This is a genomic window from Phytohabitans sp. LJ34, assembly GCF_052068095.1.
Lineage (GTDB): Bacteria > Actinomycetota > Actinomycetes > Mycobacteriales > Micromonosporaceae > Phytohabitans.
In genome coordinates, this window is sequence record NZ_JBQHDG010000005.1 from 209267 (window position 1) to 227191 (window position 17925).

The window sequence follows — 17925 nt, forward strand, 5'->3', positions numbered from 1 at the left end:
TGATGACGGAGACACAGGCGAAGTCGGGGGCTGCGGGGACCTCGACCAACCCGGTCGAGGAGGAGGCCGCCCAAGGCGGCACACCGGCGACCGGCCGCGCGGTCGTGGGCCGGGCGGCAGTCCCCGCTGAGGCGCCGTCCCCGAAGTTCACGCGGGCTCCCGGCATGCCTCCACCACCGGAGCAGCCGGGCGACGGGCAAAAGCCTCAGGGCGCGCCGGGTCCGGCCACCCAGGTGGTCTCCGGCAAGGCTCCGGTGAGCTCGCCACCGGCAGGCGCCACGCAGGTGACGCCGGGCCCCGCTCCCGGAGCGCCGGCCATGCCGCCGGGCGCGGGGGCACGTCCGGGTGCCGGGCGGGCCGCAGCTGGCGGGGCCTCGGTGCGCACGGTCGGTGCCGCGGGGTCTGCTGCCGTGGGCGCGGCCCGGGTCGGCGAGGCGGTGCGCGCGGCACGCAGCACGGTGGCGTCCGCGGCATCGCGCGGTCCGCGACGGGCCAAGCTCAACGTAAAGCGCATCGACCCGTGGTCGGTGATGAAGTTCTCCTTCGCGGTCTCGCTGGTGCTCTTCATCGTGGTGATCGTGGCCACCTCGGTGCTCTACCTCGCGCTTGACGCGATGGGCGTCTTCGAGAGCGTCAACAGCAGCCTGACCGACCTGGTGAGTGCCGGCGGCGGAGACGACGGGAGCACGTTCCGGATCACCGCCAAGGGCGTCATCGGCACGTCCGCGCTGATCGGAGCGGTCAACGTCGTGCTCTTCACAGCACTGGCCACGCTCGGGGCGTTCATCTACAACGTCTGCGCCGACCTGGTCGGCGGCGTCGAGCTCACCCTGGCCGAGCGGGACTGATCGGGCATCTGGGGCGCTCGGCGTGGCGGGCGCCCCAACTTGGGAGAAGCTTCCCGGGTACGGTAACCTTGCTCGTCGCCGCACGCGCACGGGGCTATAGCTCAGTCGGTTAGAGCGCAGAGCTGATAACTCTGAGGTCGATGGTTCGATTCCATCTAGCCCCACCATGCGTCCAGCACCATCGGCCGAGACTCAACCTGGAGGGCGATCACCCCATGTGGAAGAAGATTCTTATCATCGCCGGTGTGATCGGTGCGGCGGCCCTGATCGCCAAGAAGGTCAAGGAGTCCAACGACGAGCGCGCCCTGTGGCACGAGGCCACCACCGCGCCCGACCTTCGCTAGTCCACCCGTAGGCGGCCGCGCCGCCAGCGGGGGCCGTAGCTCAACTGGCAGAGCACTGCCTTTGCAAGGCAGGGGTTAGGGGTTCGAGTCCCCTCGGCTCCACCATGGAGCGCTGCGGTCGGATACTGGCGCAGTGAAACCCTGGCTGTACCTGAAGGCGACCGACCTGATCGCGCAGCGCCCGGAGGGCGCCGACGAAGACGTGCACTACCCGGAGGCGCTGGTCGAGGCCGCGCTGGAGGAGTACACGTCACCGGGCGACCTGGTGCTCGACCCGTTCGCCGGCTTCGGCACCACGCTGGTGGTGGCCGAGCGGATGGGGCGCCGGGCGATCGGTGTCGAGTTGCTCGACGAGCGCGTCGACCTGATCCGGGGCCGGTTGGCCGGTGGCGATGTCAGGGTCGTGCAGGGCGACGCGCGCAATCTCGCCGCCCTCGTCGACGGGCCGATCGACCTGTGCATGACCTCGCCGCCGTACATGACCGCGACCGACCATCCGGAAAACCCGCTGACCGCGTACGAGACGCTGGACGGCGACTACGTGACTTACCTGGCCGAGATCGGCGATGTCTTCCGGCAGGTGGCGGGGCTGCTGCGGCCGGGCGGCCGCGCGGTGGTCAACGTGGCCAACCTCGAGGACGACGGGTTCATCACGCCGCTGGCCTGGGACATGGGGCGGGTGCTCTGCCGCCATCTGGTGCTGCGGCAGGAGACGTTTCTGTGTTGGGACGCGCTGCTGCCCGGTCTGAGCGGCGACTACTGCCTCACGTACGAGAAGGCCGCGGGCTGAGGTCGGCCACCACGCCGAAGTGGTCGCTCGCCCACACGCCATCCACGGAGTCGGCGAAGAGCGGCTCGCACCGGTCGACCCGCAGCGTGGGCCCCTTGGCCTCGCAGCGCACGAAGACGTAGTCGATCCGCCGGTCCCAATCCCAGCGCATCAGCGGGTTTCGGGTCGCGAACGTGTATCCCGGCTCGCCGGGGTGTGCCTGCTCCCAGGCGTCCCGGTAGCAGACGCTCAGGCCGTGCAGCGACTGCTTGCCGGACCAGAAGCGAATGCTCGCCGCCTCGGGCGTGGCGTCGAAGTCGCCGGCGAGCACCACGTGTCGCTGGCCGGAGCCGAGCAGATCCTCCACCATGCGGGCCGTGGCCACCGCCTGGAGCTCCCGCTCCAGCTCCATGTGCAGTGGGTACGAGGGTTTGTGGTTGACGAAGAGCAGCGGCTCCGGGCCGTCGACCTCGGCGGCGTACACCCGGCCGATCCACGGCTCGGCGGGGTCGACGCGCGAGGTGACGCTGAGGTCCCGCTCGTGCAGCTTCGTCACCGGCCAGCGGCTGGCGATCGTCGTGCCCGCGCCGTCGTGCGGTGTGCGGGCGCCGCCGTGGTGGATCTCATAGCCATCGCCCAGCAGGTCGGCGATCTGGTCGTAGTCGTCCGTGACGATCGACTCCTGAAACGCGATCAGGTCCGGCCGCAGTTCGCGGAAGCCGTCCGCCAGGACCTTCCGCCGCGTGGGCCAGTCGCCGCGCCGGCACCAGAGGTTGAGCGTCGCAACGCGCATGCCCGCCATCATCACGCCGGCGGCGGGCGTCCGCACGGCTACAACCGGCCGAAGACCTTGGCCGCGAACGCGAGCACCGCCGGATTGACCAGGTCGGGCGAGTCGGCCTGCGGGTAGTGGCCGGAGTCGGGCACCAGCAGGAGCTCGCCGCGCAGGCGCTCGGCCGCGAAGCGGGCCTCGGCCGCAGGGTCGGGAAAGTCCGGGTCCTTTTCGCCCATGACGATCAGCGCGGGCACGCGCACGTCGTCGAGGCGGGCCTCGACCGGGGCGTGGCTGGTGGCCGTCGTGCGCACGAACGAGCGCCAGTGGTCGCCGCGCCCCATGCTGGCGCCGATGCGGTCGAGGTGGGCGGCCAGATCGTCGGGGCGGCGGCCGGGGTAGAGCGTCTTGTAGAACGCCCGCCACGCGGCCGGGCCCCACGGCTTGACCAGCATCAGGCGCTGCACCAGGCGCATGACCGGGTTGGGCTTGGGGTCGCGCACCCACGGGCCCAACAGGGCGAGGCCGGCGACAAGCTCGGGCGCCTCGGCGGTCGCGATGATCGACGCCGCCGCGCCCATCGAATTGCCGACCAGCAGCGCCGGCCCGCCGAGGTGGGTGACCAGGGCGCGGATGTCGGAGGCCACCGCGGGGTCGTCGTACGCGCTGAAGCCGTCGTCGCTCTCTCCGTGGCCGCGCAGGTCCATCGTCGCCACCTGGTAGCCCGCCTCGAGCAGCGCCGGGACGGTGAAGCGGAATGCGGAGCGCAGGTCGCCCATGCCGGGCACGCACACGGCCAGCGGCCCCTCGCCGTGCACCTCGTAAGCGATCCGACCCTCGCCGCGCTCCAGGTAACTACTTGTCATAGCTAAAAAGCTAACAACATTAGCTAGCGTCGTCAAGTCACGTTCGACCCGCCCCGCTCGTCCACACGGCATGAAGGTTCTCGTGACGGGTGCGAGCGGGGTACTCGGGCAAGCCGTGTTGCCCCGGCTCGAACAGGACGGCCAGGACGTGCGCCGGACCAGCCGCAGTGCCAGGCCGGGCTGGGTGCGGGCGGATCTCGCGACCGGAGAAGGCCTGGCGGAAGCGGTCGCCGGCGTGGACGCGGTGGTCCACTTGGCTTCCGCGACGACGCAGTACCGCAAAGCGGGCGAGGTGGACGTCGCCGGCACCCGGCGGCTCGCGACCGCGGCCGAGCGGGCCGGCGTGCGGCACCTCGTGTACGTCTCGATCGTCGGCATCGACCGGATCCCGTTCGGCTACTACCGCCACAAGCTGGCCGCCGAGAAGGTGCTCCAGGCTGGCCCGGTGCCCTGGTCGATCCTGCGCGCCACCCAGTTTCCACAGCTTGTGGACGAACGCTTCCTGCCGGTCGCGAGCCGCCTGGGCGTACTTGTCGCCGACCCCGGCATCACCGTGCAGCTAGTGGACCCGCGCGACGTCGCCGACCGGATCGCGGGGCTGCTGGCGGCCGGGCCGAGCCGGCGGGTGGAGGACTTCGGTGGGCCGGAGGTGCGGACCTCCGAGGAGATCGTGCGCTCCTGGCTGCGCGCGACGGGCAAGCGCCGGCCGGTGCTGTCGCTTCGCCTGCCCGGCAAGACACTGCGAGCGATGCGGGAGGGCGCGCTCACGACCACCGCCCAGCCCACTGGCACGCGGACGTGGGAGGAGTACCTCGCCGAGAGGTACAAGCCGGTGCGAGACTCGCAGGCGTGATAGGGACCTTGAAGACCGAGCCGGCCCGCAGCCGCCCGGACCTCCTTGCCGCGTCCACCGCCGCCGCCCTCGACGCCTGGCCCGCAAACGCGCCGGTGGGCGTCGACGAGGTGCTGGTGGCGCCGATCGACCCGACGCTCGCGGACACGGCGGCGTTCTGCGAGGCGTACGAGGTGGGCCTGGACATCTCAGCGAACTGCGTCGTCGTCGCCGGCAAGCGCGAGGGCGTGACCCGCTACGCGGCCTGTGTCATCCTGGCCACCACCCGGGCCGACGTCAACGGAGTCGTGCGCAAGATGCTCGACGTGCGCAAGGCGAGCTTCGCGCCGATGGCGGAGGCGGTGGAGCTGACCGGCATGGAGTACGGCGGGATCACTCCGATCGGCCTCCCCGAGGACTGGCCGGTCCTCGTCGACTCCCGCGTGGCCGCCGCGGGGTACGTGATCATCGGCTCTGGTGTGCGGCACAGCAAGATCGCACTGCCCGGGACCGCGCTCAGCGCACTGCCCCGCGCGCAGGTCATCGAAGGTCTAGCCAAGGCCGTCGATACCGTTGCACGTGAAACCTGAAGATCAATTATTGGGCGAGGCCTCGCTGATGTCGCTCAGGACGGACGACGGGTCCAGACGCATGGCCAGGTCGCCGAGCGAGACGACGCCCACGAGCTGGCGGTCGGCGTCGCACACGAGCAGCCGCCGCACGGCCCGCTCGCGCATCAACCGGACCGCCTCCTGAGGGCTGGCGTCCTGCTGGATCATCACCAGGTCGGTGCTCGCGATCGAGCCGACGGTCATCTGGCCGGGGTCCTGCCGCTCGGCGACGGCTCGCACCACGATGTCGCGGTCGGTCAGGATGCCGGCAAGCGCCGGCCCCTCCGTCACCACGACGTCGCCGATGTCGGCCGTGCGCATGGCCTGAGCGGCCTCGTCCACAGTGGTCTCGGCGGGCAGGTAGACGACCTGCCTGGTCATCACGTCGCGCACAGTCAGGGTACCCATGAGCTATTCGTACCCGGATGGGCCGCCGCTACACGTGGTCGAGCGGCACCTCGGTGCGTTCCCCGGTGGCCCGGTCGCGCCACTCGACGTACCCCTCGGCGAAGCGGCGGCCGACCACGACGGCCTCGGGGATGCCGATCAGCTCGGCGTCGGTGAACTTCACCCCGGCGGAGACCTGTGCCCGGTCGTCGACCAGCACCCGCCGCCCACGGGCGGCGAGGCGACCGCCGAGCTCGACCGCCGCGGGACCGAGGTCCTTGCCGGCCGCGACCACATGCACGTCGAACGGCGCCACCTCGCGCGGCCACACCAACCCGCGCTCGTCGTGGTGCTGCTCCGCGATGGCCGCCACCGCACGCGACAGGCCGATGCCGTAGCAGCCCATCAACGGCCGCACCGGCTTGCCGTCCCGGCCGAGCGCGTCCACCTGGAACGCGTCGGTGAAGTGGCGGCCGAGCTGGAAGATGTGGCCGATCTCGATGCCGCGGCGCATGGTGAGCGTGCCGGAGCCGCAGCCGGGGCATGGGTCGCCGGCCCGCACCTCGGCCGCCTCGATCGTGCCGTCCGGGGTGAAGTCGCGGCCACACACCACGTTGACCGCGTGGCGCCCGGGCTCGTTCGCGCCGGTCAGCCAGGAGGTGCCGGGGACGACCCGCGGGTCGACGAGGTAGCGCTGGTCGAGCTTTTGCGGCCCGATGTAGCCGCGGACCAGGTCCGGCCGGGTCGACCAAGCGTCGAACATGGCCACCCCCGCCGGATGCAGCGCGGCCTCCGCCCGCTTGAGATCCACCTCGCGGTCGCCGGGCACGCCGATGACGAGAAGGTACGGGTCGGCGCCGGGTGGTGTGACCGTTACCACGACGTTTTTGAGGGTGTCGGCGGCCGTCCAGTCGGCGCGCCCACCCAGCCGGCGGGCGTTGGCGAGCTCCACCAGGGTGTCGATCGTGGGTGTGTCCGGGGTGTCGTGGACCTCCAGGGCCGGGCGGATCGCGGGATCGCTCGGCGCCGGCGCGGGCGTGATCACCGCCTCCGTGTTGGCCGCGTAGTCGCAGTGGGTGCACCCCACGAACGTGTCCTCACCCACCGGCGAGGCGGCCAGAAACTCCTCGGACGCCGACCCGCCCATCGAGCCGGACATCGCGGCCACGACGGTGTAGTCGAGCCCCAGCCGGTCGAAGATCCGCTGGTACGCGCCGCGGTGCTTGTCGTACGCCTCAGCGAGGCCGGCCTCGTCCAGGTCGAAGGAGTACGCGTCCTTCATCAGGAACTCCCGCCCGCGCAGCAGGCCGGCCCGCGGCCGCGCCTCGTCGCGAAACTTGCTCTGCACCTGGTAGAGGATCACCGGGAAGTCCTTGTACGAGTTGAGCGTGTCGCGTACGAGCAGCGCGAACATCTCCTCGTGGGTGGGCGCGAGCAGGTACTCGGCGCCGCGGCGGTCCTTGAGCCTGAAGATGTCCGCGCCGTATGCGGTCCAGCGGCCGCTCGTCTCGTACGGCTCGCGCGGCAGGAGGGCCGGAAACGACAGCTCCTGGCCGCCGATCGCCGCCATCTCCTCGCGGACCACCTGGGTGACCCGGTCGAGCACCAGCTTGCCCACCGGCAGCCAGGTGAACCCGCCCGGAGCGGCCCGCCGGATCATGCCCGCCCGCAGCAGCAGCCGGTGGCTCGGCACCTCGGCGTCGGCGGGGTCCTCGCGCAGCGTACGAAGAAAGAGCGTGGACATCCGCAGCAACATGAGCGCAGCGTAGGCCCCGTCACTGTCCGGGGCACCGGGATTACGCCGTCCCGGGATGGTGCGAGACTTGCGGTCGTGAGATGGCGCAGCTTCGTGGCGGTCGGGGACAGCTTCACCGAGGGGATGGACGATCCGTACCCGCAGGGCGGTGTCTACCGTGGATGGGCGGATCTCGTGGCGACCCGGCTGGCGGCCGAGGTCGGGCCGGACTTCCGCTACGCGAACCTGGCGATCCGGGGGCGGCTCTTCCCCGGCGTGGTGGCCGAGCAGGTGCCGGCGGCGCTCGCGATGCGCCCCGACCTGATCAGCTTCGCGGCGGGTGGCAACGACATGTTGCGCCGCAACTTCGACATGGGTGTCTTGATCGAGCGCTTCCTCAAGGTGATCGCGGAGCTGCGCGGCGGTGGCGCCGACGTGATCCTCTTCCGGTTTTCGGACGCGTGGGTCACCCGGCTGCCCGGCTCGCGGATCACCCTGCCGCGCGGAAATCAGCTCAACCAGGCGGTCGAGCAGGCCGCCGAGGCGACCGGCGCGACCCTGGTCAACCTCAACCATGACGAGGCGTTCCACCACCCTCTTATGTGGAGTGTCGATCGCCTGCACCTGTCCGAGCTCGGCCACCGGCGCGTGGCCGGGCACGTGCTGAACGCGCTCGGCGTCGGCTGCGACGAGGAGTGGCTGCTGGTGCCGCCGCGCCCGGAGCGGACGCCGTGGCTGGCCGCCCGCGCGTCCGACCTGCGGTGGGCCGGGCGCTACCTGGCGCCGTGGGTCAAGCGCCGCCTCACCGGGCGGTCCTCGGGTGACTTCATCAGTGCGAAACGCCCCACACTCGCCCCGGTAGAGCAGGAACGCCAGGCTTAGCCGCATTGTCCATAAGGGATCGCGCACAGTCATACCCGCTCTGTACCCTCCCCCCACCGCTGGCGCAGTTGGGGTAGCCGGCGCAGTTCGGGGAGGTTCGATGCGCTCTTTTTGGAGGCTGGTCGCCGCCGCGGCCACGCCCGTCCTGACCGCCGGAGCCCTGGTCGCGACCGCGCAGCCAGCGGCCGCGGTGGGCACGACCACGATCACCCGGGTGTCGTGGGCATCCGTCGACGCCCGCCATCCACACCGAATCACGATCGACGGCGCGGGAGACGCCCCGGTCGGTACATGGCGCGACGACCAGGGCCGCCGGCACAGGTCCCGGGCCTACTTCACGTTCGACATCAGCCGTTTCCGCGGCACCACGATCGAGTCGGCGATGTTCGTCGGCGCGCAGACAAAGGCCGAAGACTGCACGCAGCGCCCGCCGATCGAGCTGTGGCGCACCGAAGACTTCACCGAGCGGTCGAGCTGGCGGCGGCCGCCCGCGTCGCTCGGCCTGCTCTACACGACAACGTATCCGCGGCCGTGCCCGGCGCCGCGCATCGAGTGGGACGCGGTCGAGGGCCTGCGCCAGGCGGTGGCCGAGGGGCGCCAGACGCTGACCCTCGCGGTGCAGCTGCCGTCCGATGTGGAGCGTGATCCGGCGCAAGGGATCTGGCTGGCCAGTGGCGCCCGCCTGACGGTGCGGTACAACACGTCGCCGGAAGTGCCGACCGACCTGATGGTGCACACCGACTGGCCCTGTGAGCCGCAGGCCCCAGGCCGGCTGCACGGTGACACCGATGTGGCGCTGTCGGCCCGGATCGTGGACCCAGACCACCAGGCCGGGTTCCCCGACCGGGTCGAGGGACAGTTTGCGGTGTGGCCGGTCGACCGGCCGGAGGAGCGCATGGTCCGGCTGGGCAACGCGGGCACCGCGGTGCGGACGGCGGTCTACCCGAAGACCTTGCTGGCGCACGGCCAGACGTACGCGTGGCAGGTGCGCGCGCTCGACCCGCAGACGTCCTCGGCTTGGACCGAGCCTTGTTACTTCACAATGGACCTCCAGCGCCCGGCCGCGCCCAGTGTGTCCTCATCGGACTATCCGAGCGATGGCCAGCTGCACGGCGGTCCCGGCATCGAAGGCGCCTTCACCTTCACTCCCAACGGCACGGCCGACGTCGTCAGCTATCGGGCCAGCTGGGATGGCGGGATCACGTTCACCTCCGTCCCGGCGGAGAGTACGGGCGGCCCGGCCACGTTCCGGTTCACGCCGACCGCGTGGGGGAGCAAGCGGCTGACGGTAAACAGCATCGACGCCGCCGGAAACCGTTCACCGGCCACGGAATACTGGTTTACGGTCAGCCACACCCTGCCCGCGGTCACCGGCGAGATCGGCATGCTGGGGCAGGCGAGCCGGTTTACGTTCGAGCCGACCACCGAGGGTGTCCTGGCCTACGACTACCGGCTCGATGACGGCGCCACCGAGACGGTGACGGCCGGGGCCGACGGGGGCGCGGAGGTGTCCATCGTCGTCAACAGCGGCGGGCAGCACACGCTTCGCGTCACGACGGTCACGGCCGCCGGCCGGCTCGGCACCGTGACGTACACGTTCCAGGTGAAGACCGGCCCCGACATCACCGCGACCGTCTACGCGGACGGCCAGACGAGCGGCGGCCAGGGAGTTCCCGGTGTATTCACGTTCGCTCCGCGCCTGCCCGACGTGGTGGCATACCGCTACACCTTCGGCACGGAGGCGGCGCGCACGGTCGCCGCGGAAGCTGACGGCCGCGCCTCGGTGACCTGGGCGCCGACCGGAGCCGGCCCGATCACGCTGTCGGTGGTGAGCGTCGGTGCGGACGGCACCGAGTCGGAGCCGGCGACCTACTCGTTCAGCGTGGTGGATCTGCGGCCCAGCGTGTACTCCGACGTCTACCACGAGTGGTTCCCGACCGGCGGTCCAGGCGTCGAGGCGACCTTCTACTTCTGGTCCGGCCTGCCCGACCTGGTCCGCTTCACCTACCGCGTCGACGGCGGCCCCGAGCAGACGCTCGACGTGACGCCCGGCAGCCAGCAGGCGACCGTCGTCATGGCGCCGACCGCGGCGGGCGAGATGACCGTGACCGCGCGGGCGCACACAGCCGACGGCACGGTGTCGCCCGAGCGGACCGCGCTCTTCCTGGTCGAGGAGCCGCTGCCGCCGGAGGAAGGCGCGTCCGGATTGTGACCTTCACAGCGCAGGCTGGTCGGATGAGACGGCGAAGCCTGCTGGGAGTGGCGGCGGCCGCGGGGTTTGTCGGTGCGGCCGCCGCCTGTGACGACGAGCCGGCGGCGGCGCCCGCACCCGCGGGCGCGCCGCCCTTGATTCCCACGGACTGGGCCAGCGTACGTGCCCAGTTCGCGGTGAGCACCGAGATCGCGCATCTGTCCACGTTCGTGTTCGCGCCGCACCCGGCGCCGGTGCGCGCGTCGATCGAGCGGCACCGGGCCGGGCTCGACGCCGACCCGATCGGCTACCTGCACGAAAACGAGGCGCGGCTGGACGAGCGGGTGGCGGTGGCCGCCGCGGATTACCTCGACGCAGGGCTCGACGACATCGCGTTCACCGACTCGACCACGATGGGGCTCGGCCTGCTCTACACCGGCCTGCGGCTGGAGCCCGGCGACGAGGTGCTGACCACCGAGCACGACTTCTACGCCACGCACGAGTCGCTCCGGCTGCGGGCTGAGCGCGACGGCGTCACCGTGCGCCGGGTGCGGCTCTACGCCGACTCCGCCAAGGCGAGCACCGACGAGATCGTGGGCAACCTGACCCGCGCGGTGACCGGACGTACCAAGGTGGTGGCGGTGACCTGGGTGCACTCGAGCACGGGGGTCAAGCTGCCGATCCGGGCGATCGCCGACGCGCTGCGTGGCCGCGGCGTGCTGCTCTGCGTCGACGCGGTGCACGGCTTCGGGGCGGAGGACGTCAGCCCGGGTGACCTCGGCTGCGACTTCCTCGTTTCCGGCTGCCACAAGTGGCTGCTCGGCCCGCGCGGCACCGGGCTGGTCTGGGGCTCGGCCGACGGGTGGGCCCGGTTTACCCCGGTGATCCCGACATTCGACGGGCGCAGCATCGGCGCGTGGCTCGGCTTTGACGGCGGCGCGAGCCCGCCCGGTCCGGCGGCCACCCCGGGCGGCTACCACAGCTTCGAGCACCGGTGGGCGCTGGCCGAGGCGTTCGACTTTCACAAGGCGATCGGACGCGAGCGGGTCGCGGCGCGTACCCACGATCTCGCCACCACGCTCAAGGACGGGCTCGCTGGCATCGGCGGGCTTCAGCTCGCCACGCCGAAGAGCCGTGATCTGTCCGCCGGCGTGGTCTGCTGCCAGGTGCGCGACGTCAGCGTCGACGAGGCCGTGGCTCGCCTGCGCGGGCTCAAGGTGGTCGCCAGCGCCACGCCGTACCGGCCCACGCTGCTCCGGTTCGGCACGACGATCGTCAACAACGAAGCCGACGTGGAGGCCGCGCTGAAGGCGGCCCGTACCCTCGCGTAGGTCAGCGGGCGACGGCCTGGCGCACCGAAACGAGGCCGGGCACCACCGTGCGTGACAGCAGCCCGCCGGTGGTCAGGTCGTGGGCGGTGACCGCGCCGTCCTGGCCGACGTAAGCGCGCTCGGCGCCGTCGAGCAGCGCCAGGCCGCGCACCTGGGATCCGGGCGACCACCGGGTGGGGGAGCCGGAGCCACCCAACGGCATCACCACGACCTTGTCGCCGCCCCCGACGACGAGTCGCTGCCCGTCGGCGGTGACCGCGGCGGTCGCCGGCCCGTCGCCGGTCGGTGCGGACAGCGGCATCGTGCGCACCACGTTGAGGCCCTCAGGGTCGATCACGGCGACCGTGCCGGTGACCGCGTCGACCACGCACAGCCGAAGCCCGTCGCCGCTCAACGCGATCGCGTGCCGCTCGGCCGCCCGCACGCCGAACGGCTCGGGCAGGTCGATGCAGAACGCCCAGCGCTGGCCCAGGTGCAGGGTGTGGACGAACGCGTGCACGTGCGGCGCGGAGTCCCGGGCACCGGCGAGCAGGTCGCGGCTGTGCAGGTGGTCGGGCTGGTGGGTGTAGAGGGTGAAGAGCTGCTGCCGCTTGGTGTCGTACACCGCCTGCCGGCCCTGGCCGCGCATCTCCTCCTCGGCACCTGGCGGCAGCACCGCCTTCGCGCGGTTGAGCAGGGGCTCCACCTTGCCGGAGTGCAGGTCGAGGGCGCGTACGCGGTAGCGGTCCGGCGCGGTCGGCGGCAGGTAGTCGAGGACGAACAGGTACTGCCCGGTGACGTCGAACGCCTCCGGCTCCAGGTTGCCGATCAGGTCGACGCGGATCCGCTCGCCGCTGCCGTCGGCGACCGCGATGGTGGTACGGCTGCGCGGGCCGGCCGGCGAGGCGAGCGCGACCAGCCGCCCGTCGGCGCTGACCACCCGCGCGTCCAGCTTGTCGCGGATCACGCCGCCGGCGACCACCTCGCCGCCGGGCAGCCGGTATGTGGCGAGCTTGGTGCCCTTGCCGGTCCACTCGGTGCGTACCAGGCGGGTGCGGTCGCCGGTGATGATCGAGGGCGCCGCCGGCACCATGGCTTTGCCGGTGCCCGCCTCCACGACCGAGAGCCCGGCCTTCGTCTCCACGATGAGCAGGTCACCGGGGGTGGCCTTGGGCTTCGCCGCGGTGCCGGAGTCGCAGGCGCCGAGCACGGCGCCCGCGCCGGTGAGCCCGGCGAGCTGGAGGACTGTGCGCCGATTCGTCATGCCGGGAAGAGGCGTGACGGACCGTGATGGTTCCAGGCCGATGCCGTGCCGGCCCGGCACGCCTTCGACCTCGGGCCGGGTGTCCTCTGTGGACGGCATGTCGGTCGACGCGCTCGCCGCGGCCCTGGCGAGTCTTCTCTCTCAGCGCTGGTGGAGAGAGGGCGCCGATCGCATGATATGCGTGTGTTGACAATTCGTTACGCTGACCCGGTGACGGTGGAGCAGCAGACGTCGTCGGCGCCGGCCCGTAGGCGGACCCGGCGCGACGAGATAATCGAGATCGCTGTGGGCCTCTTCGCGGCCCGCGGTTACCACGGCGTGTCGATGGACGACATCGGCTCAGCCGCCGGGGTCACCGGGCCAGCGCTCTACCATCACTTCGCCGGCAAGGAAGCGATGCTCGTCGCGGCTTTGATCCCGGTCAGCGAGGGCCTCCTCGAGGGTGGTCGGGCCCGCGTGGCAAGCCACCCTGACGACGCCCGCGCCGCGCTGGAGTCGCTGATCGACTTCCACGTCGAGTTCGCGCTCGCCAACCCGGCCGTGATCGCGCTGCACCTGCACGAGCTCGATCGGTTGCCCGAAGAGCCGCGGCGCCAGATCCGGCGCCTCCAGCGGCTGTACGTGGAGGAGTGGGTCAGCGTCCTGACCAACCTCCGCCCCGAGTTCGTGGCTGGCGAGGCCCGGGTGCTGGCGCACGCCGCCTTCGGCCTCATGAACTCGACGCCGTTCCTCGGCGGTGAGGTCGAGCGCGAGCGCCGTGCGGCGCTGCTGCGCGACGCCACGCTGGCAGCGCTGGTCGGGCAGTGATGATCGAGTCACTCCTCGTCGCCAACCGGGGCGAGATCGCTCGCCGGGTCATCCGCACCGCCAAGCGCCTCGGTGTGCGTGCCATCGCGGTGCACTCCGAGGCTGACGCCGGGCTGCCGTTCGTGGCGGAGGCCGACGAAGCGGTCAACGTCGGCCCGGCCAATCCCGCGTTGAGCTACCGAAACACCGAGGCGATCCTGTCCGCGGCCAAGGCGACCGGCGCCCAGGCGGTGCACCCCGGCTACGGCTTCCTGTCGGAAAACGCCGACTTCGCCCGTGCCGTCGAGGCCAGCGGCCTGATCTGGGTCGGGCCCGGCGCCGAGGCGATCACGGCGATGGGCGACAAGATCAATGCGCGAAACCTGATGGCCGCGGCCGGGGTGCCGGTCGCGCCCGGCACCACCGACCCGGCCGCGACGGCCGAGGCCGCCGTCGAGGCGGCCACCTCGATCGGCTACCCCGTGATGGTCAAGGCGGCCGCCGGCGGCGGTGGCATGGGCATGGGCGTAGCGGCCGACGAGGCGGCGCTGCGCACGGAGTACGACAAGGTGCGCGGCTTCGCCGAGCGGATGTTCGGTGACGGCTCCGTGCTGATCGAGCGTTACTTCCCGCGCGTGCGCCACATCGAGGTGCAGATCCTCGGGCTGGCCGACGGCCGCGTCGTGGCGCTCGGCGAGCGCGAGTGTTCGGTGCAGCGCCGCAACCAAAAGCTGCTGGAGGAGTCGCCCTCACCCGCGGTCTCACCCGAGCTACGCGAGCGGCTGCTGGCCGCGGCGGTGCGAGCGGGCGAGGCGGTCGGCTACCGCAACGCGGGCACGGTCGAGTGCCTCTTCGACCCGGGCAGCGGCGACTTCTTCTTCCTGGAGATGAATACCCGGCTCCAGGTCGAGCACCCGGTCACCGAGTTCGTGTACGGGTTGGACCTTGTCGAGGAGCAGCTGCGCGTGGCCGCCGGGCTGCCGCCGACGTTCGACCCGGACGGGCTTGTGCCGCGCGGGCACGCGATCGAGCTGCGGGTCAACGCGGAAGACCCGAAGCGCTTCCTCCCCGGGCCGGGCGCGATCACGGCGTGGGTCGAGCCCTCCGGCGAGGGCGTGCGGGTCGACTCGGGATACGCGGCCGGCACGACCGTCACCCCGTTCTACGACTCGCTGATGGCGAAACTGATCGTGTATGGCGACGACCGGGCGACAGCCATCGAGCGGGCCCGCGCGGCGGTCGCCGGTTTCGAGATCGCCGGTCCGAAGTGCAACCTACCGTTCTTCGCCGAGATCCTGGACAACGACGAGTTCATTTCCGGCGACTACGACACGGGCATCGTCTCCCGGATGCGTTAAAAACACTTTTCCCGAAATACGCCGCGTGACCCACACGCGCCCGTATCGTTACCAATTACGAGCGGCGGTCAAACCGGTCCGAATAGATCGGATCGCCGCCACGAACGGGTAACGCAGGGGAAGGCGGGACATGACGGGGTCGGGAGTCGAGCGCACTCAGCGCACGGCGACGCGACCTGCGCATGTCCGCCTCGGCCTGCGCGTGCTGGCCGTCGGCGGTCTGGCGGGAGCGGCCTGGCTCCTGTCCGCCGCCTCGGCACACGCCGCGGAAGGCGCCCTGCCCGCCGAGGACGCACCCACCGACCTGTCGGTGGTCTCGCTGGTCGACGGCTCCGGACAGTCCACTCTCGTCTCGCCTATCGCGGAGACGCTGGACACCACGCTGGTCGCGACCGATCTGGTACACGTAGGGCGGGCTAGCACGGTCGTGCTGCCCAGCGCCACGGCCGCGTCCTCCGTCCCGGTCACCGCGCAGCCGGCCACCCGGCCGGATGGCGACCAGGACAGCACCGCCCGCGTGGCGGCCGGCGAGCCGGCGGGTGCCCAGGCGCCCACCGCCCAGCCGCGCACCACGCGGGACCGGGCCGGCTCCGGTGACGGAGCCTTGCTCGGCGCGGTCCGCGGCCTGACCACGCCACTGGGTCTCTCCAGTGCGTTGGCCGGGCCGACGGGCCTGCTCACACCGTTGACCCGAGCGGTCGACCCGGTGGTCGCCCCGCTGGACGGGGTCCTGCGTCCGGTTGCCGGCGTGCTGCTCACCGCGGCACAGCCGGTCACCTCGACGCTGGGCTCGGTCACGCGCGCGGCCTTCGGTGCCGACCCGACGGGGCAGCGGGGGTACGAGTTGATCCCGGGGGCCACACCAGTCCCTGGAGTCGGGGTGCAGCCGGCCGAAGCCAGTTCGGCGGCCGGGCCCGGCACGCGGACAGTGGGCCTCGCCGAGGTCGACACCGATTCATTCTCCGGCGACCGGCGCTATGCCGGCACGGAGCTGCGCTCGGCCGAATCTCCGGACGAGCGCCCGGGCAGCGGAAACCTGCCCGATCGGCACTTCCCCGCGCCCCTTCGGGCGTACCTCGGGGCGGGTGCCGGGATCCCGGCCGGTGGGCCAGGATCCCACGCGGAGGGCGGCGCGTTCGCCGTCGTTCCCTCATCGGTCGTGCAGAGCACGGTGGCGTTCCACCGGCTGCCGGTCACGACTGACGTCGCGGTCCTGCGGCACGATGCCGAGGCCCCGACCGTCTCACCTGACTAAGTGGTGTCCCGTGCCGGTCGCGTGTCGATCGGCCGGGAAGACGCCCAGCCCCATCCGGCTCTCCGGATAGGTGGAGAAGTGCGGACGAATCCCAGGAACCGCTCTCACTAGCGGTGGATCTCCCGTACACCGATCACTGAATTGGGCGCAAGTCGACAGGTGGGATCAGGGTCGAACAGCCATGGCTCCATCGCGCCCGAATACCGGACGGCGAGCGTGTTCGTACGGTCGCTCGCAACAAATAGCAAAATCGACAATCGAATAGCAGTGCCATTTTCATGACAATTACCGAAGGGCAATTCTTCTCATGAAGACTTGGGTTCGCAAGACGCTCAGCGTCGGTGTGCTGGCCGCGGGTGCGCTCCTGTTCGCGCCGTCGGCCGTGCAGGCCGACACCGCTCAGGTGTCGATCGACAACAACGGCATCGCGAACGGCAACCAGGCCTACGCGCCGATCCAGATCCCCGTGAACGTCTGTGGCAACGGCGTGGGCGCGGTCATCGGTGTCGGCGTCGGGATCAACGGGGCGTGCGTGAACGGCGCCGCCCAGGACGTGGACCACCGCGAGTCGGCCCGCACCGAGTCGTCCCGCAAGAACGCGAAGCGCACCGAGGACACCCTCCAGTTCAGCTGGGGCAACGACGGCATCGCGAACGGCAACCAGGCCTACGTGCCGGTCCAGGTGCCGGTCAACGTCTGTGGCAACGGCGTGGGCGCGGTCATCGGTGTCGGCGTCGGCGTGAACGGCATCTGCGCCAACGGTGCCGCTCAGGACGTCGACCACAAGGAGTCGAAGCGCACCGAGGACACCGCCCAGGTGTCGGGTGACAACGACGGGATCCTGAACGGCAACCAGATCTACGTGCCGGTCCAGGTCCCGATCAACATCTGTGGCAACGGCGTGGGTGTCCTGGGTGTCGGCGCCGGCATCAGCGGCGCCTGCATCAACAGCGCGGCGCAGGACGTCGACCACAAGGAGTCGTCCCGCACCGAGGACACCCTCCAGTGGAGCGGTGACAACGACGGGATCCTGAACGGCAACCAGATCTACGTGCCGATCCAGGTCCCGATCAACATCTGCGGCAACGGCGTGGGCGTCGTCGGCGTCGGTGTCGGCGTCAGCGGTGCCTGCTTCAACGGGGCCATCCACGACGCGGACATCGAGGAGTCGAAGCGCACCGAGGACACCGCCCAGGTGTCGGGTGACAACGACGGGATCCTGAACGGCAACCAGGCCTACGTGCCGATCCAGATTCCGATCAACGTCTGCGGCAACGGCGTGGGCGTGGTCGGCGTCGGCGTGGGCATCAGCGGTGCCTGCGTCAACGGTGCCGCCCAGGACGTCGACGTGGACGACGACGACGACAACGGTCACCACCACTACAAGGGCAAGAAGAGCGACAAGGGTGGTGACCACGGCTACTACAAGAAGGAGTCGCTGCCCCTGGTCGGCGGCCTCGCCGGGACGCTCGCGGGTGGCCTGCCCACCGGCGGCCTGCCCACCGGTGGCGACACCTCCTCCCTGCCGGTCGCGGGTGACCTCGGCAGCGGCGTGAAGACCAGCAAGGTCAACGTCGCCGGCGTGGACCCGATGGGCCTGCTGAACCAGGTTCCCGCCTGAAGCGTGGGGATCTTCTGATCCGCTGAAGCACCACAATGGGCAGGGCCTCCGCAACCAGCGGGGGCCCTGCCTTCATGCGTACGCTGGCCTTCTC

At 71.2% G+C, this 17925-nt stretch carries 17 protein-coding genes and 2 tRNA genes; 14 read left to right on the forward strand and 5 right to left on the reverse strand.

Annotation, left to right across the window (positions count from 1 at the left end; translation table 11 throughout):
* The first annotated feature begins 2 nt into the window (after positions 1-2).
* The 5 genes from ACTMTJ_RS10965 to ACTMTJ_RS10985 all read left to right on the forward strand — a co-directional run bounded on the left by ACTMTJ_RS10965 (position 3) and on the right by ACTMTJ_RS10985 (position 1982).
* Positions 3-848 carry a DUF3566 domain-containing protein gene (locus tag ACTMTJ_RS10965; protein WP_441216044.1) on the forward strand — a complete coding sequence of 282 codons (846 nt, stop codon included), beginning with the start codon at positions 3-5 and terminating at the stop codon, positions 846-848.
* 90 nt (positions 849-938) lie between these two features.
* Positions 939-1015, forward strand: a tRNA-Ile gene (locus tag ACTMTJ_RS10970).
* A 48-nt stretch (positions 1016-1063) separates the two neighbouring features.
* Entirely contained in the window at positions 1064-1192 is a 129-nt protein-coding gene (locus tag ACTMTJ_RS10975; RefSeq protein ID WP_218577294.1) for a DLW-39 family protein, read from the forward strand.
* A 29-nt stretch (positions 1193-1221) separates the two neighbouring features.
* Positions 1222-1297, forward strand: a tRNA-Ala gene (locus tag ACTMTJ_RS10980).
* Between the two features lie 28 nt (positions 1298-1325).
* Positions 1326-1982 (forward strand): TRM11 family SAM-dependent methyltransferase, encoded by a 657-nt coding sequence (locus ACTMTJ_RS10985; RefSeq protein WP_441216045.1) that lies wholly within the window; start codon positions 1326-1328, stop codon positions 1980-1982.
* Here ACTMTJ_RS10985 and ACTMTJ_RS10990 read toward each other — a convergent pair.
* Entirely contained in the window at positions 1957-2754 is a 798-nt protein-coding gene (locus tag ACTMTJ_RS10990) for an endonuclease/exonuclease/phosphatase family protein (RefSeq protein WP_441216046.1), read from the reverse strand. The two genes, ACTMTJ_RS10985 and ACTMTJ_RS10990, sit on opposite strands and share 26 nt — an antisense overlap.
* A 38-nt stretch (positions 2755-2792) precedes the next feature.
* The gene (locus ACTMTJ_RS10995; RefSeq protein ID WP_441216047.1) at positions 2793-3599 is read right to left on the reverse strand and encodes an alpha/beta fold hydrolase; all 807 of its coding nucleotides are present in this window, start codon (positions 3597-3599) and stop codon (positions 2793-2795) included.
* Between the two features lie 70 nt (positions 3600-3669).
* Here ACTMTJ_RS10995 and ACTMTJ_RS11000 point away from each other — a divergent pair, with 70 nt between their 5' ends.
* Positions 3670-4452, forward strand: coding sequence for an SDR family oxidoreductase (locus ACTMTJ_RS11000; RefSeq protein WP_441216048.1), 783 nt, complete (start codon positions 3670-3672; stop codon positions 4450-4452).
* On the forward strand, positions 4452-5021 hold the full coding sequence (locus ACTMTJ_RS11005; RefSeq protein ID WP_441216321.1) for a YbaK/EbsC family protein: 570 nt from the start codon (positions 4452-4454) through the stop codon (positions 5019-5021). Before ACTMTJ_RS11000 ends, ACTMTJ_RS11005 begins: the two co-directional genes overlap by 1 nt.
* A gap of 3 nt (positions 5022-5024) precedes the next feature.
* On the opposite strand, the gene ACTMTJ_RS11010 is transcribed toward ACTMTJ_RS11005, so the two are convergent.
* Both ACTMTJ_RS11010 and ACTMTJ_RS11015 read right to left on the reverse strand, forming a co-directional pair.
* Positions 5025-5450: a CBS domain-containing protein gene (locus ACTMTJ_RS11010; RefSeq protein ID WP_441216049.1), complete on the reverse strand. Its 426-nt coding sequence runs from the start codon at positions 5448-5450 to the stop codon at positions 5025-5027.
* Positions 5451-5478: 28 nt separating this feature from the next.
* Positions 5479-7185, reverse strand: a complete 1707-nt coding sequence (locus tag ACTMTJ_RS11015; protein ID WP_441216050.1) for a proline--tRNA ligase — start codon at positions 7183-7185, stop codon at positions 5479-5481.
* Between the two features lie 75 nt (positions 7186-7260).
* Between ACTMTJ_RS11015 and ACTMTJ_RS11020 the strand changes: the two genes are divergently transcribed.
* From ACTMTJ_RS11020 to ACTMTJ_RS11030, 3 genes are all read left to right on the forward strand, one after another.
* Positions 7261-8046, forward strand: coding sequence for an SGNH/GDSL hydrolase family protein (locus ACTMTJ_RS11020; RefSeq protein ID WP_441216051.1), 786 nt, complete (start codon positions 7261-7263; stop codon positions 8044-8046).
* Positions 8047-8146: 100 nt separating this feature from the next.
* Positions 8147-10258, forward strand: coding sequence for a hypothetical protein (locus tag ACTMTJ_RS11025; RefSeq protein ID WP_441216052.1), 2112 nt, complete (start codon positions 8147-8149; stop codon positions 10256-10258).
* Between the two features lie 23 nt (positions 10259-10281).
* Positions 10282-11568: an aminotransferase class V-fold PLP-dependent enzyme gene (locus ACTMTJ_RS11030; RefSeq protein WP_441216053.1), complete on the forward strand. Its 1287-nt coding sequence runs from the start codon at positions 10282-10284 to the stop codon at positions 11566-11568.
* 1 nt (position 11569) lies between these two features.
* On the opposite strand, the gene ACTMTJ_RS11035 is transcribed toward ACTMTJ_RS11030, so the two are convergent.
* Complete coding sequence (locus ACTMTJ_RS11035) at positions 11570-12811, reverse strand: YncE family protein (RefSeq protein ID WP_441216054.1); 1242 nt, start codon at positions 12809-12811, stop codon at positions 11570-11572.
* Between the two features lie 210 nt (positions 12812-13021).
* Here ACTMTJ_RS11035 and ACTMTJ_RS11040 point away from each other — a divergent pair, with 210 nt between their 5' ends.
* From ACTMTJ_RS11040 to ACTMTJ_RS11055, 4 genes are all read left to right on the forward strand, one after another.
* Entirely contained in the window at positions 13022-13618 is a 597-nt protein-coding gene (locus ACTMTJ_RS11040; RefSeq protein ID WP_441216055.1) for a TetR/AcrR family transcriptional regulator, read from the forward strand.
* Entirely contained in the window at positions 13618-14955 is a 1338-nt protein-coding gene (locus ACTMTJ_RS11045; RefSeq protein ID WP_441216056.1) for an acetyl-CoA carboxylase biotin carboxylase subunit, read from the forward strand. Before ACTMTJ_RS11040 ends, ACTMTJ_RS11045 begins: the two co-directional genes overlap by 1 nt.
* A 130-nt stretch (positions 14956-15085) precedes the next feature.
* Positions 15086-16210: a hypothetical protein gene (locus ACTMTJ_RS11050; protein WP_441216057.1), complete on the forward strand. Its 1125-nt coding sequence runs from the start codon at positions 15086-15088 to the stop codon at positions 16208-16210.
* A 307-nt stretch (positions 16211-16517) separates the two neighbouring features.
* Complete coding sequence (locus ACTMTJ_RS11055; RefSeq protein WP_441216058.1) at positions 16518-17831, forward strand: chaplin family protein; 1314 nt, start codon at positions 16518-16520, stop codon at positions 17829-17831.
* The last annotated feature ends 94 nt before the right edge of the window (positions 17832-17925 follow it).

Coding starts and splice junctions, on each gene's coding strand:
- ACTMTJ_RS10965 (WP_441216044.1), top strand. CDS start 3: ATGACGGAGACACAGGCGAAGTCGGGGGCTGCGGGGACCTCGACCAAC.
- ACTMTJ_RS10975 (WP_218577294.1), top strand. CDS start 1,064: ATGTGGAAGAAGATTCTTATCATCGCCGGTGTGATCGGTGCGGCGGCC.
- ACTMTJ_RS10990 (WP_441216046.1), bottom strand. CDS start 2,754: ATGCGCGTTGCGACGCTCAACCTCTGGTGCCGGCGCGGCGACTGGCCC.
- ACTMTJ_RS10995 (WP_441216047.1), bottom strand. CDS start 3,599: ATGACAAGTAGTTACCTGGAGCGCGGCGAGGGTCGGATCGCTTACGAG.
- ACTMTJ_RS11000 (WP_441216048.1), top strand. CDS start 3,670: ATGAAGGTTCTCGTGACGGGTGCGAGCGGGGTACTCGGGCAAGCCGTG.
- ACTMTJ_RS11010 (WP_441216049.1), bottom strand. CDS start 5,450: ATGGGTACCCTGACTGTGCGCGACGTGATGACCAGGCAGGTCGTCTAC.
- ACTMTJ_RS11015 (WP_441216050.1), bottom strand. CDS start 7,185: ATGTTGCTGCGGATGTCCACGCTCTTTCTTCGTACGCTGCGCGAGGAC.
- ACTMTJ_RS11025 (WP_441216052.1), top strand. CDS start 8,147: ATGCGCTCTTTTTGGAGGCTGGTCGCCGCCGCGGCCACGCCCGTCCTG.
- ACTMTJ_RS11030 (WP_441216053.1), top strand. CDS start 10,282: ATGAGACGGCGAAGCCTGCTGGGAGTGGCGGCGGCCGCGGGGTTTGTC.
- ACTMTJ_RS11035 (WP_441216054.1), bottom strand. CDS start 12,811: ATGACGAATCGGCGCACAGTCCTCCAGCTCGCCGGGCTCACCGGCGCG.
- ACTMTJ_RS11045 (WP_441216056.1), top strand. CDS start 13,618: ATGATCGAGTCACTCCTCGTCGCCAACCGGGGCGAGATCGCTCGCCGG.
- ACTMTJ_RS11050 (WP_441216057.1), top strand. CDS start 15,086: ATGACGGGGTCGGGAGTCGAGCGCACTCAGCGCACGGCGACGCGACCT.
- ACTMTJ_RS11055 (WP_441216058.1), top strand. CDS start 16,518: ATGAAGACTTGGGTTCGCAAGACGCTCAGCGTCGGTGTGCTGGCCGCG.